This window comes from Shewanella kaireitica (genome assembly GCF_023284045.1).
In the GTDB taxonomy this organism is placed as follows: domain Bacteria; phylum Pseudomonadota; class Gammaproteobacteria; order Enterobacterales; family Shewanellaceae; genus Shewanella; species Shewanella kaireitica.
In genome coordinates this window covers 1-14,485 of sequence record NZ_JAKIKQ010000010.1, presented here as the reverse complement: position 1 = coordinate 14,485, position 14,485 = coordinate 1, and the positions used below count along the sequence as shown (strand labels likewise).

The window sequence follows — 14,485 nt, the reverse complement described above, 5'->3', positions numbered from 1 at the left end:
AAGGAAACTTTTGAAGAATGACACCAATATGATTTTTAAGTGGGCAACAGTGGCAGCAAAACTTAGCAAAAAAAGAATGCTCGATAAAAGTGATGAACTAGATGATGTGAAAGCTTAGAGAAGTGAAGAAGTTAAGTCTTATACGGATTGAAATTAGAGGTGCTTAATCTAATGACTAAACACCTAATATAGTTAATCCGCTGTTCGTTCTGCTTTTTGCTCGCCGTTGTAGATACACATTGCTGAGTTATAGTCGTTATATGCAATGGCATAATTGAAGTCACAGAAATAGGCTGGGTGTTTTGTTGCAACCGCATCACCTGCTTTACATTGATCTTGCATGCCTTCAACTAACGAATCATTGTTTTTTCCTAGGCAAGCTTTGCCAGTTGTACCGTCAGTACAAGCTGTTAGTGAAGATATTGCGACTAAGAGCAGTAGTGCTTTTTTCATTGTAGAAATTCCGTTTAGAAAAAGTGTCATTGTGTCCAACAGATACCAAGGTATTTGGTTTCCCTTAAACATAGAGTTGATATTATTTCTAATATTTCATTTCATAACAACAAGCTAGCACTCAAAATTCACTAAAAGAGACTGTTATTGTCAAGTTATAAGAATAGGGCTTGTTGATAAGCGCGTGATAAAAAGTACCTAAGACTAAGTGGACGTGAAAAACAAAGATAAGCCGCTACATTAGTAGTCAGTGATATCAAAAAGTGCTTTTGGGGAAATCAAATTAGGCCACGTTCTGATGTATATAAAGAAGGTGGCCCTGATGATGGTTAGTGTTTTGGTTTATGTAACGACTGCTCAGCCATCATTACTGGTGATGAGGTTACTTACCGCTCTTGAAACAAAGTCTTTTCTCATGCTGGTCGGTTTTACATCTTGATTAAACCAGAAGCTCATTGGCTGATCAAAACCAATACCGTGCATATAATTATAGATAGCTTTTCTTAGGCCTTCGCCAAGCATCTCGTGATTAGTTCCGGTTGGGTCGGTAAAATCGACATCATTTTCAGCAAATAAAATCTCTGGTCTCTCAGCTAGGGTAATACCAAAACTTTCAGGGTTTAAACCAATTGGGCTATGTATGGTCGCGACAAAGCGGTGCCAGTAGGCGGATTGAAAGCAGCCTTGCTGCATCATCTGTCTAACCATTTCTAGCGAGTCAACGGTTTCTTGCTCTGTTTGAGTGGGGAAGCCATACATCAGGTAGGCGTGCACTAAAATACCAGCATCGCTGAAGGCTTTCGTCACCTGAGCGACGCGTTCAACGCTAACGCCTTTTTTCATCAGCTTTAATAGCCTATCTGATGCGACTTCTAGACCTCCACTGACCGCAATACAGCCCGAATCAGCTAACAATTGGCAACGTGCTTCGCTAAAGGTGCGTTCAAAACGGATATTGCCCCACCAACTGATTACTACGCCACGTTCGATGAGTCGTTTAGCAAAAGTAAATAATAACTTTGGCGGCAGCGCCTCATCAACAAAGTGGAAACCTGTCTCGCCAGTCTCTTCAATAAGCAGCTCAATTCTATCGACTAGAACATCCGCACTCGCTGAGTCAAAACGGTCGATATAATCGAGGCTAACATCGCAGAAACTACATTTACGCCAGTAACAACCATGGGCAATGGTGAGCTTATTCCAACGACCATCACTCCATATACGGTGCATCGGGTTAAGCATTTCGCATAAAGACAGGTAATCGTCTAATGGCAAGCCATCATATATCGGCGCGCCAACCTCTGTTTGTGGGATATCTTGCAGCTGGTCATTTTCATTGAAATGGACATAAGCCTCACCGTTTTCATCTTCGGCGAGGAAATAGGTGCGTACAAGATCGTCCACTTCGCGCTGGCCTTGAAAATACTCCAGCAAGGTTATGAAAGGGCGTTCACCGTCATCGAGACAGATAAAATCAATAAACTCGAACACGCGGGGATCTTTAAGGGCGCGTAGCTCGGTATTAATAAAACCACCGCCAACCACAATAGGAATATCGGGATTGATGGCTTTACAGGTTTGCGCAATACGCAGCGCACCCAACATATTGCCGGGGAAGGGCACTGTAAGCGCCACTACGCTAGGTTGAGTTTCTTCCAAATAATGCTCAACTAATTGTTCCAATATTTCAGAGCTAAAGCTCGGCTCACCCATTAAGGTCTCGTAGAGGTTATCGAAACTTGGGTTTGCCGCCGCTAATTGCTCGCCGTAGCGGCTCACTTCAAAATAGGGATCAACGCCTTGAGTGATAACACTGGACAGATCGTTAATAAATAAGGTGGCTAGATATTTAGCTTTATCTTGTACCCCTAAGTTACCAAAGGCTGCTTGCAATACATCACCAGATACCGCTTCCATTTGTGTAATGGTATCGAATGCTGGGCCTTCGGGTAGAAAACGGCGCGAGTTAATTCGCATCGCAAGGCTTGGATCTTTTCCCTGCAAAAACCGAATCGCACTCTCAACAGTAAGGTGGTAGCGGTCAAACTCGGCTAAAAAATTAAATATCGCATCAGGCAGTTCGTCGTCTTCAAAGTGCTCAAAGTTCTCTTCTACGTGCTGACGAATAATCTCCAGCGCGGGGGCTGTCATCATCTCTAAGAAAAGCTCAATAGCAGGATCTCGCTGCACCGCCTCATAGCCTTGGGAGCGTAAAAAACCCGTTAAATACGCCGTTGCCGGATAAGGCGTATTAAGCTGAGTCATGGGAGGGGTCATTAGAAGAACGGTCATAGCCTGCCTTTAAATAGTAAAACTTGAATACTTTGCGTGATGCTTAATGGTAAACAAAGTATGGCAACGAATAACGTAGCCATAAAATAACAGGCGATTCTAACAAAAGGTGTAGATAAAAACCCGAAAATTAGTACATGAATGTTGTTTTTAATATTCAAATTTTAAGCGATAGTGTTCTTACATTGTATGTGTCACGGAGTCATTGCGCACTCGCTGACTTTTGGTTATTAGAGCAATAAGCTAACTTACTCTTGCGTTTTATCACTTAGGGGTAAAGCATATTCAAGCTACTATCATTTGAGTTTTCCATACGAAAACTAATGTGGGTTTAATAGTGTACTCTCCAGAGGCAATCGTTAGCCATTAACGGCCACAGTAGCATCTACACTTGGATTTTATGAAAAAATGATTAGTAAACTAGGCTATTCGGCCATGATACAAATCTAATCAATCGAGAGGTTAAAGATTCATTATGAAATAATAGAGAATTTGGCCTTTCTAGATATTGAAACCCTTGATAGGTTTATAAGTTTAATGACATTACTTGATGATGCCTTTTTGCGAGGCAGTATGCTAAACAGGTAAGTAGCAGTGTTAGAATAAACCACACAGAAGTCATATCTACACAACGGCGAATGAATGGTTCTAACATAAACCCGTTTGAACCAGTATAGAGAGTTAATGGAATTAGGACTGCATTCAGTAAGCTCACTTCAAAATTAGGGATCTCTTTATGTCTAAGCTCTGTGTTAAAAGAGAAATAATAAATAGTGAAGATAAAGGTAAAAAGCAACACCACAAATAGTAGAACTCTGTTTTGATGCCCTAGAAGCAACCAATGGAATGCTAATGCAATAATGCAACCTGATATTTGAACTGGAATGATGCTTTTTACGACCGCTCTACCTTGCTTCAATCCGCTTCTTAATGATGCATTTATCACAACAGAAAGGCAAAAAATGGCATCGATTATGTCAATAGTTATGAACATGAGTAAACCTATTGAGATAAGTGATACGATCCCTATTGCGTGTGCTACGGATATGTTTTCTTCAGTTGTCTCTATGACGGGTATTCTTGCTTCGTTATACGATGGAAACAACTTAAAGCAAAGCCAACCTAAGGGAACCATATAAAAGATGGCTTGTAATACAACCATTACTGAAGATTCAACTGTTATACCGTGAGTCAAATTTATTATGGCATAGCAATACAGAAATATCGGGGTGCTATAAGTTATTAAAGCTGATGGTTTTTTAACGATAGAAATTAAACCGAACAATGAGATAGTGCTTAGCATTAGCATAAAGAATTGATTTGAAATAAAGATCTCACCTACGAGCAGCCCCAGCAGTAAAAATACAAGTAATCTAGTAATAAATTTAAAGATCACCCTAAAATTAAAGCTAGAACCACTAATAATAGCTGGAGCGAGTAATACACATAATACAACTTGAGAGAGCTGTAGACACTCTCCCAGTACAATTGACAAAGTATAGAATATGCTCACTCGAGTTATAGCTCTGTTCATTATGACTTTATTCATTAGTGTGTCATTCATCTTAGTCACTTTTGTTAGTAGATATAACGGAACATTGCCATTAGCTGCATCACACTTGTTGAGAAGTATTTCCAAAATAGCGTCCCTTCAGGTATGACCATTACAGTTGCCTTAGAGCCTGACACTAAGTTATCAAACTGTTGCTCAAAAATGATAGTGCTGCGAATTTGCTGACTTTTTCTTATCCAACGATCATCTTTTTCAATGTAAGCTTCTTTACCTGCATCATCTGTTTTTTGGGTTGCACTTGATACTGCTGAATCAACAGAATCAACCACGCCATGGAATACTTGACCTGGCATAGCATCAAATACTACGAGCACGCGGGCACGACTTAAAATCCCCAAAGACTTTTCATTGAAGTTAGCGATCAGTTCTTCTGGGCTGTTTGATGCAATAGCTATTTGTGCTGTACCTTTATCAATTGTCTGGCCTATATCCAATTTTAGATTTGTCACGCGTCCTGATATTGGGGAAAAAGTTATTGATTTTTTTATCTTGTTATCGGAACGATTCAAAATAGAAATTGCTAACATTAGACCGCCATTTTCCCCATTTTCTCCGAGTTTTATTTCTTTAGAGTTTAGATCTAATTTGTTTTGTTCTAGCTCTTTTAGTTCATCCCTATATTCTAATTTAGCATTATCATATTGTTCTTGACCGATACTGTTATTAAGCATTAGTTTTTCATATCTTTTATAATGTTTAAAACTATTAGCCACGATCTCGTTTTGCTGTGCCACTTTATCTTTCGCAATTTCAACTTCGATTTTAAGATTCGCTATGTGTTGTTCACTAATCACTAAGTTGGCATAAGCTATATCCCTATTTTCGATTAACTCAGTCTTATCGACACTAAATAAAGGAGTGCCTTTATTTACAATGTCCCCATTTTTTACTCGTACACTGTCTATTGTACCTGCGACTTGTGATGAAATTGATACCACGTGCCTTTTTAAGTACGAATGAGTGGTAAATGGTGCATGAATATCACTTATCACCATGCAGAATGCACTGAATAAGAAAGTAATCATTGTCACTGCAACGATTTTATTGGTGTAGTAGCTTAGGTTGAGAGAGCGACTTTTAATCATTTTTTACTCTTGAGTTGTAAATAGTAACCGGGTGAGGTCACTGCATATGGATAATTGATGCTTGTCATTAAGTAGCATTCATTGTATTGGGAACTGGTATGGTGATAAACTCTTGATATCGTGAATCTCTTTTGCTTCAAAGCAATAATAAAGCTTTAACTAGAACGAACGTCTAGTGATTAGCTGATAGATTGAGCTATGAGTTTAATTATAGATAGTACCTATTATTACCTTGGTAAAGCTGATGTAAAAAACCACGACCGATTAAAGTTCGTGGCTTTGATTATTTTAATATCCAGAAAATCATACGGTTTGCTGTCAACATAGTGAGTCGTTACGTTTTGTCTCGATTCGTTAATGATTGTTAACAGTAGGTAGCATAATTCAGAGCTAGATGGATTGCATTGCTTAATCTTCCCAAGTCGGTAGTGAACTTCCCAAAGGTGAGGCTGGTCTATCCCAATATGCTTTGGTTTCAGAATATTCCAGAACAGGTTTTAAATGCGTTATAACTCCAAATGGAGAGGGCGTTTCAATCGAGTGCTCACTTTTATGACCACCATTCAATATCCCTCCTAAGTATTGTTTAAACGCTTCCAGATTTTTAACTTGCTTGGTTTTAGGTTGCTGTTGAAACCACATTGCGGTGCGTGCCAGTGCGACACTAACATGTTGGCTACCGCCTGTTGTCGCTCTTATATGCAGTGCTTTAAGCACGCCTATTGCGCCCATTATTCCGGTGCTGTAATCATTGAGAGCTCCATAGGGGAAAGGTAAAGGACTTTCCTCTGTACCTATCTCCATCATCATACCTGTAACGGCTTGGCCTAGGTTCTCCCAACCAGGTCTATTACCCCATGGCCCGCCACCGTACATGTTTTCAGTGACAATGATCAGATTAGGGTTTAGTGTTGTTAAAGTTTCAAAGCTAAGGCCGAATTTATCTGCCAGTCTATTAGGTGCATAACCATTTACAAAAATATCAGCGTCTTGGACTAATTCTTTTAATTTAGCTAAGCCTGACTCAGTATTTAGGCTTAGTTCGACGTTTCTTTTACCATGTCCGGTATCTAACACATTTAGCGGTACTCGTTCTGCACCGGGGTTGGATACATGGATAACATTGGCGCCTTGTTCTGCTAATAAATTAGACATGGAAGGTCCAGCTAATACGTGGCTTAGATCAACAATTTTGATATCACTTAATGGTCGTGCAGATGGTTTGAATGGCACGATAGTTCCGGTGCCTAGTGATGTAACTTCAAAAGGAGTTACAGACTCCAAGTATTGGCCCTGCTTGGTCGCTTTAAACTCTTCAAAGCTACGGTGTATACAACAACTGAGCCCTTCTGCATTGAGTTGTTCTTCCCACTGCGTTGCCGTTTTACTGGCATAAGCTGCATCGACTTTATCTTTTGCCGGCGAACAGTCGAGTACTTCTAGTGTTTTCTCATGTAGGCGATTAAAAGTATTCATGGTCTCAATGAAGCGACCATCTTTTGTTTTGTGGGTGAGGGAAGTGTGGCGACCTAAGCCTGATATATTTTGCGGCTGTCCATTAATATGAATGAAGAAAGGACGATACATCTGCTCCATTGCTCTTTCGTGGTCAATTTCAATATGTTGTCCTTGACCTGTTTTCATTTTCCAAATGTTGGCAACGAGTAATCCTTGCATCATGATTAATGATGAGTAAGCATCGCTAATATCAAAATTGACCAAATTGTATTTTTTAGGTCCTTGGTAATTAATATCTTGGTAAGTGATAGATGGATCTATATCAATATTAACCATCTTTTTTAAGTTATCGAGTGCGTTAAGCATAGTGTGTTCCTATAAATAATCAGTAGATTCGGCACTGATTATATTTATAGCTGTAACGTCGATAAATACTTGAAAAATGCAAACACTATTGCACCTTAACAATAATCTTTTTAATACTAATGCTGAGCATTTCTAGTGCTCATGGCTAACGCATATACAGCTGTTTCTGAAGCGAGCTACGGGTTGAACTATGGCTGTATTTACACCAGTATAAAATATAACCTTTATTGCCCTTGAGAATGCGGTGGGTAGACTATTTTCGAAATCAGCTATTTGCCAATTTTTTGTTGTTTGCTAAATTTAAAATGAGTAAAAGCTAATGATTTAATGCTTACTCCAAGCATTTCCATTTTTGGATTTACTATAGCCATAGTTGTAGAGCGCTTCCATATACTTATGATCAAAAAAATCATCACTAACAGCTTCGTAAGTGAAGTCATCGATATAACAAAGATAGATAAAGTCACCCATCGATTTATTGATGAAGGTTTCACGATAAATATCGCCACGGGCCTGCATAATTGTCATGCTATCAATACTTCTAGAAGCGAGTGCTGTCGAACTGTCTTCGACCTGCTTAAACTTATTTCTCAATAGGCCATTTCTAATGATGTAAATATTAGGGTTTTCAGTTCTGCCAAGTAAACGGCCAAGCTTGTTAAAGTCGAATCCATAACTATTGAAAAACAGTTGATTGGTCAGTCCACCATCAACATGCATCTCTTCAAATGTTTCGCCAGCATGTTGAACCTCGATAAATCGAGGTTCAAACACCACAGGAATTGAAGCACTTGCGGTCAAAATACTGTGGATTAACTCTAATTTATTAGGTGCATTTGAGTTTGCTATAAAGCCAAGGTTCCAGATCATTGGTCGACCAGAATCAAAATGTGTAGTGCCAATTAATAGCCTCTTACCTTTTTGGTGCTGTTTGGCTACTTTTGAAATTAAATCGGCGTCATATATTTGTTGTACCTTTTTATAAAGTCGATTTTCTTCTGAATAAGAGTTGCCAAACACCCCTCTTAAAAGGCTAACATTACCGAGAAGGTCTTTGTCTGTTAAGCCAAGCATAACCTGTTTTAACTTGTGATAATAATCCCCGCCTATAAAGGCAAAAGGTGCAATTAGTGAACCCGCACTGACTCCTGTGACCATGGTAAAGTCGGGCAATAATTTTTGGTCATTAAGCCCATTGAGCACACCAGTACCAAAAGCGCCATTTTCGCCGCCGCCAGAAAGCACTAATATGTTAAAGCTGCTTGTTTCAAGGTAAGGGGTAACGATGATGTTATTTTTTTCAGCTTGTGACTCTAAAAACTCCAAATAGCGGTTGTGCTCATCGCCAAAAAAACGATACGGCTCAACTTGGCTATCAGTATTGTCGAAATTAGCCACCTGCGCTAACTGGTAATTGTCTTTAGTGACACGCTTACCTAGTGTATGGGTTGAACCGCAACCCAAAAATAGACAAATAGGGATGAACAGAATGATTATGCGATTGCTCATAAAGTCTCCTTTTCTTTTTAGTGTAGAGCAAGAACGATAAGCTGTGCTGATTACATAGTAAAAAGGTTCGGACATCATTGAGTAGGCAGTGGAGAACAGAGTAAAACTCATAATTGCTCCGTCTGAGCTATCTATGAATAGATACAAATTAATTGCCGATTTTATACTTTAGGTGAAGGAGTCTTAGCTAGGTTATGCATTAAACACTTTGATTACAGTGGTAAGAGCAATCAAGTTAATTCTTACTCTTTTTTATGCCGTAAGGTAAGTACTAGTTTAAGGAGTAGAATGCACTCTGAAGTTAAAAAGGTTTGCCATTTAGGTTGAATTGAAAGTACACGATTGCTTTATTTAAGTTACAATTTAGGGGGTTAGAAACAATAAGAGTACATCATATGCCCCAGTATAAACTCATTGTTACTATTTGCGCCTTGTTACTGCAAGCCTGTAGTACTTCTATATCGCATAATGATATCGAGAAAGTAAGGAATGAGATCCAAACAAACTCAAAAGCTCTTATCAAAGAGTTGACCGAAGCATACCCTGAATTACCTAATCAACTAGCCAATGCAACAGCTTATGTAACGATAAATATGAGTAATTATGGCTTATCTATTGTTGGTGGCGGTACGGGCATTGGCGCACTATTCGATAATGAGGACGGGTCAATCATCTATGTTGATATCCAGCGCTTTAATTTCGGATTAGGACTAGGATACAGCAACTATGAAGCATTGGTGCTATTTAACTCGCGAGCTGACATCGACGAGTTTCTCTCTGGGTCGTTTGAAACGGTTATGAGTGCTGAAATGCATTTTCAAATCGATGAAACAGTTGCTTCAACCAGCAAAACACGTATCAACAATCAACTGCCTTTTTATGTTCTTTCTAAAGATGGTGCGATTATTTTAGGGAGCGCAAGTTTATTCCAATCTTCAATCAATCACGATTTAACAGACACGGGGCTAGGTGCAACTTTTTTTGCAAATAAGCCAGTTGAAGATGAAGAAGTGATAGCAAAAGAGTGGAACAGAGCATTGCCCTTTTTCGCACAGAATGTTGTCAATAAGGGGTATGATCTTCCACGGCCATACGGTATAAGCGTAATTTACACCGATACCTTTCAAGCTATGGATATCAATGAGCTCGAAGTTGGTTTCAATGGTTCGCAACGTTATCCAATAGACTTTGTTAGTTTCCATGATAATACCAACAGTACTCGCTCACCACAGTTGAAATTGGATGCATGGCTATTTCCGTTTATGAATGTTTTTGCCAGTGTAGGCAAAATTAAAGGGGAAGCTGACATTCAGTTCACCATAGATGGAAATGGCTTTCTTGAGCAATCAAATGTAGATTGCAGCAAGTTAGTTAACAAGCCGGTGTGTAATGCCCTTTCGGATAAAGCGCTCACTGTACCCGTCGTGGCTCATTTAGAAGGAACAAGTTATACCTTAGGTACTATTTTTGCTGCAGGTTGGGACGATTACTTTTTTGTACTTCCTCTATCTTACACCTATGCCGATATGCAAAAGACCGATGCGGAAGGCCATATCTTTAATGCATCACCCAGATTCGGCAAACAGTTTGTGTTATCAGGTTTGCAATCTATTTCTGTTTTTGTCGGTGCTGGATACCTAGATAGCGATCTTATACTTACAGGAGAACAAGGGATCCCCGGTACGGATGCTTTTATTAATTATAAAGTTCATCAGAGTAATACTGATAAGTGGATGGGTATCTTAGGTGCAAACTATATTTTCAATCATGATTGGTCTATAGCGATGGAGTATGGGAAAAAAAATAGTGATAAACATCAATTCATTTCTAGTATTAACTATCGATTTTAATTTTAACAACTGAGTTTCGCTATGATGCAAGGCTAAACAAGTCAATAGGGTTGTTTAGCCTGACCTCTTTAGGCTCTATTATTTCTTCGCCAATTAGGTTTCCTCTTTTACCTAAATAGCTCTACATTTTATTATTGCACCAGTGCAACAGTATTCGTTAATCTAAGGTGTTTATCACCATTATTCTCTCTAATACAATTCGTCTCGTTCTAACAATACTGACAAATTTAATGAGAGAGTAATTCAATGAAAAACAATACAACTAGATTAATCCTTTTAGCATCTTTAGTTTCTTCTTCAGCATTTGCCGCTGATGTAGCACAATCATCAACGCTTGCCACTGGTATTGGTTTCGATAATTACGGCGCTAAAGTTAAAGTACAATACAACTCAGAAAGCGCTGATAGTATCAGTAAAAGCATTATCGAAATTAAAGGGGTTGCGGGTGATTCACTTGGTTGGGTAGACAAAGATCAAGGTATAGCTGATAACTCAATTGATAGCGTTAGGATTCGTATGTTTAATAATGATAAAGGCTCTGGTCTCGGGTCATATTTCGATGCTAACTATGATGTGAATTCGCAAGCATTAGACGCTTCAGCGAACGCAAGCTGGTTATATCAAAATGATCGTATCAAGATTGTGCCATATATTGGTTTAGGCTTGACTATAGAGAATGGCTATATAGGTGCGGTTCCTAACCCTGAAACCGGCGAAATGACTCCAGCAGCGGGTTATGTTGAAGGTTACACTTTGCCTGGAGCTTATGCTGAAGTTGGGGTCTATGCCGAGGTTCAGCTAGTAGACAAGTTAACATTCATGTATAACCCTGAATGGCGTAGCAGCATCGGTGGTAAAGATAGCTACGTTGATACTTATTATAATGGGGAGTCTAATATATTTCATAACGAGCTTCGTCTAACTTATCAAATCAATAAGCATTTCGATATTCAGTACAGTAGTGAATGGAATGCTGAACAGGGTTACTCTGACGCTGTAAGAGGCATAGAGTTCAACTACTATTTCTAACACTATTATTGATTCAATCAAATGCTACTCCTAAGGTTCAAGTAGATAAGTAACTCTACTTTTCCTTAGGGAGTCATTACTATTTATTGGTAAAGTAATTAGCTATAAAATCCAAGAAAACTTGGGTTCTCAGTGGCTTAAGGTTTCTTTCCGCATAAAGCACTTGTATTGTCACTGAATAGTCTAATTTATCTTCAAGTAACCTTACTAGCTCGCCATCTTTAGTGTACTTATCTGCTAATGGCTTAGATATAAAGGCTAACCCCAGCCCTGCCATACATGCTTTGAGCACTGCATAAGTACTATTAACCGAGACTTGTGCTGGTAGATCACTTAATATATTACTGTACAGGTACGAAAAGGGACTGGTATTTTTAATCTGTTTATGAGGCGGGTTTATATCACTAATTGAAGCAATTGTGCCATACTTTTGAAGGTAAGAGGGAGAGGCCATTAAGCCCCTATTTATATTGATAAGGCGCTTAGCAATCAAATGGGTAGCCAATGTTTCGCCAACAGAAAGCCATATATCAACACCCTCCTCAATCACATCGACTTGTCGATTAGAAAACTCTATCTCAAGATCTACTTTTGGGTATTTTTTTCCAAATTCACACAAAGGGTCCATCAGCACCAAATTGCCAAAGTCGACTGGTGAAACTATTTTTAGAATTCCCGTGGGCTCAGTTTGATTATGTGTTATTTCACCTTCAGAGCATCGCAAAATATCTTCAACATTGAGGCATGACTCATAGAATGTCTTACCTTCCTGAGTCAATGTCAGTGTTCTGGTTGTACGAATAAGTAATTTTACACCGTAAAACGTTTCTAGCTCGGTTAGCTTTCTGGTGACTGTTGAAGCGTTAATTCCAAGTTTTTCAGCCGCTTTTGACATTGAACTGAGTTCAACGACATGTTTAAAAATCATCAGTGAGTTTAGGTCAAATCCATTATTGCCACCAAGCAAAACTATTCTCCTTTTTAAGACATTTATCTTAAATCTAGTCCTATATAAGCTTGCTTGCAAGATAAATACCCCCTATAGGAATGACCATGTTAAAAGCACTTAATGACTTAAAACAATACGCCGCTATTGAAATTGACCCTTTGATTAGCGTGAGAGACATTAATTATCATCCAGAAAGTGATGAGCTATCTCCATATAATGTTTCCGACAGTTTTTCATCGTTGCTAATGATGAATGGCTTACTTGTCGCTAATATTTGGAAGCATAAAACAGGAGAGGTGCAGTCCATTACTGTTGACCATCAACGGGCCATGGAGATGCTGTACCGTCCTAACTTTATTCATATTAATGATCAGCCACTGCAGCTAGATGCATTTAAACGATTTGAATCACTAACTCATAAGACTAAAGATGGCTTTTTTGAAACCATTACAGCCTTAAACCATTTACATGATGAGACCCTGAATGTACTCAATTGCCCACCAAATAAAGCAGCAATTGAAGCGGCCTATATGACGAAAACAGCTGATGAATGGGAAGAAATATTCAATGCTCAGGGGTTGAGTGGTAACAAAGTTAGAACTCGAGAAGAGTTTAGAGCACATCCTCAGGGGAAAGCACTGGAGCAACTACCTCCTTTTCAAGTCTCGGCACTAAATGAAGGTAAAAAAGTCCCTTTCTTGCCAAGTGAGCGTCCACTTAGTGATATCAAAGTATTAGATCTAAGCCATATCATTGCCGGCCCTTCGATGTCGACTTTTTTGGCTGAGCAAGGAGCTGAAGTTTTACATATTGCCAATCCAAGCGCCGAGAGAATTATGTCAAACTATCTCGATACTGGTTTTGGTAAATGTAATGCCTACCTCAACCTTAATAACGCAAGTGAGTTGGATAAATTACATCAATTGATTTCTGCAGCGGATGTGTTTGTTAATGGTTATGCTCCAGGGCGATTGCAGGAAAAGTTTGGCTTAACGGAAGAAAAACTTTTATCACTTAACCCTAACTTGATTATTGTAACTAGCTCTGCATTTGGGGAAGTTGGCCCTTGGGGTTATCGTGCTGGCTGGGAGAATATTGGACAAGCGGCAGCTGGCTCTGCCTTTGACCACGGAACGGCAGAACAGCCAATCCTTTTCCCTTATGGCTTCTTAACTGATTATGGTACTGGCCTAATGGGATCTATAGGTATACTGAAAGCGCTGCATGATCGCGCATTCATCGGTGGAGCACAGCGCGTAAGAGTATCTTTGGCGCGCACCTGCATGTGGTTCCAAGATCAGAAGCAACGCGAGCAGAATAAAGATATAGAGAAAATAATGCAGATAATCCATAAAGTTGTTTCTGGTGGTAATCAAAGTAAAAGCTCAATAAAAACAGAAACACCTTATGGTGTTATTACCCACCTCAAGCCAGTTTTAGAATATTCAAAAACACCTGCATATTGGGATAAGCCAACATCTCCTCTTGGTAGCTCATTTGCTGAGTGGAAGCAAGATAAGTGATATTTAACTAAGGGAAATTGGTTGGCATTAGTATTTTTACATACAGTAATGCGATTAATTCGGTCAATGTTTTGTCAATATAGCCCAACTTCATAGGGTTATATGTAGCTCAGTATTGGACTGGTCCCAGAACCCTAGACATTTTACAGCCTCATTTTGAGGCTGCTTCAAATGCGTCTGAACTCACTCCACCGAGGTGTGTATGGCTATGCTAGCCAATAAAAAAGGCACTCAATGAGTGCCTTTTAGTATTTTATCTAAAGTTCAACGACTAATTGGGTTATTAACCGCGTTTGTCTTTAGCAACAAAGCTACGTTCTGCATCACCAGTGTATAACTGACGTGGACGGCTGATCTTGTGACCAGGCTGATCTAGCATCTCTTTCCAATGTGCAATC

The 14,485-nt window shown here is 39.2% G+C and carries 11 protein-coding genes and 1 pseudogene; 4 read left to right on the top strand and 8 right to left on the bottom strand.

The genetic code is table 11. From position 1 onward, the window contains the following. Positions 1–192: 192 nt before the first annotated feature. The 3 genes from L2730_RS13135 to L2730_RS13125 form a co-directional block, all read right to left on the bottom strand. A complete protein-coding gene (locus L2730_RS13135) occupies positions 193–453 on the bottom strand; it encodes a hypothetical protein (RefSeq protein WP_220740259.1) in 261 nt (86 codons plus the stop codon). Between the two features lie 357 nt (positions 454–810). Beyond that, positions 811–2,745, bottom strand: a complete 1,935-nt coding sequence (locus tag L2730_RS13130) for a B12-binding domain-containing radical SAM protein (protein ID WP_248975006.1) — start codon at positions 2,743–2,745, stop codon at positions 811–813. A gap of 526 nt (positions 2,746–3,271) precedes the next feature. After that, complete coding sequence (locus tag L2730_RS13125) at positions 3,272–3,664, bottom strand: hypothetical protein (RefSeq protein WP_248975005.1); 393 nt, start codon at positions 3,662–3,664, stop codon at positions 3,272–3,274. Positions 3,665–3,719: 55 nt separating this feature from the next. Here L2730_RS13125 and L2730_RS13120 point away from each other — a divergent pair, with 55 nt between their 5' ends. Beyond that, on the top strand, positions 3,720–3,884 hold the full coding sequence (locus L2730_RS13120) for a hypothetical protein (protein WP_248975004.1): 165 nt from the start codon (positions 3,720–3,722) through the stop codon (positions 3,882–3,884). 439 nt (positions 3,885–4,323) lie between these two features. Here the strand turns inward: L2730_RS13120 and L2730_RS13115 are convergent, their stop codons facing one another. From L2730_RS13115 to L2730_RS13105, 3 genes are all read right to left on the bottom strand, one after another. After that, a complete protein-coding gene (locus L2730_RS13115; protein ID WP_248975003.1) occupies positions 4,324–5,403 on the bottom strand; it encodes an HlyD family secretion protein in 1,080 nt (359 codons plus the stop codon). Positions 5,404–5,811: 408 nt separating this feature from the next. After that, positions 5,812–7,227: a CoA transferase gene (locus L2730_RS13110; RefSeq protein WP_248975002.1), complete on the bottom strand. Its 1,416-nt coding sequence runs from the start codon at positions 7,225–7,227 to the stop codon at positions 5,812–5,814. Positions 7,228–7,551: 324 nt separating this feature from the next. Continuing rightward, positions 7,552–8,736: a patatin-like phospholipase family protein gene (locus L2730_RS13105; RefSeq protein WP_248975001.1), complete on the bottom strand. Its 1,185-nt coding sequence runs from the start codon at positions 8,734–8,736 to the stop codon at positions 7,552–7,554. Positions 8,737–9,131: 395 nt separating this feature from the next. Here L2730_RS13105 and L2730_RS13100 point away from each other — a divergent pair, with 395 nt between their 5' ends. Then, positions 9,132–10,586 (top strand): lipid-binding SYLF domain-containing protein, encoded by a 1,455-nt coding sequence (locus L2730_RS13100; protein ID WP_248975000.1) that lies wholly within the window; start codon positions 9,132–9,134, stop codon positions 10,584–10,586. A 246-nt stretch (positions 10,587–10,832) separates the two neighbouring features. Continuing rightward, positions 10,833–11,615, top strand: a complete 783-nt coding sequence (locus tag L2730_RS13095) for a hypothetical protein (RefSeq protein ID WP_248974999.1) — start codon at positions 10,833–10,835, stop codon at positions 11,613–11,615. Between the two features lie 79 nt (positions 11,616–11,694). Here L2730_RS13095 and L2730_RS13090 read toward each other — a convergent pair whose 3' ends face one another. Then, positions 11,695–12,582 (bottom strand): LysR family transcriptional regulator, encoded by an 888-nt coding sequence (locus L2730_RS13090; protein WP_248974998.1) that lies wholly within the window; start codon positions 12,580–12,582, stop codon positions 11,695–11,697. 86 nt (positions 12,583–12,668) lie between these two features. Between L2730_RS13090 and L2730_RS13085 the strand changes: the two genes are divergently transcribed. After that, positions 12,669–14,087 (top strand): CoA transferase, encoded by a 1,419-nt coding sequence (locus tag L2730_RS13085; RefSeq protein ID WP_248974997.1) that lies wholly within the window; start codon positions 12,669–12,671, stop codon positions 14,085–14,087. Between the two features lie 283 nt (positions 14,088–14,370). On the opposite strand, the pseudogene L2730_RS13080 reads toward L2730_RS13085, so the two are convergent. Continuing rightward, a pseudogene (locus tag L2730_RS13080) lies at positions 14,371–14,485 on the bottom strand (type II citrate synthase); the annotation flags it as partial.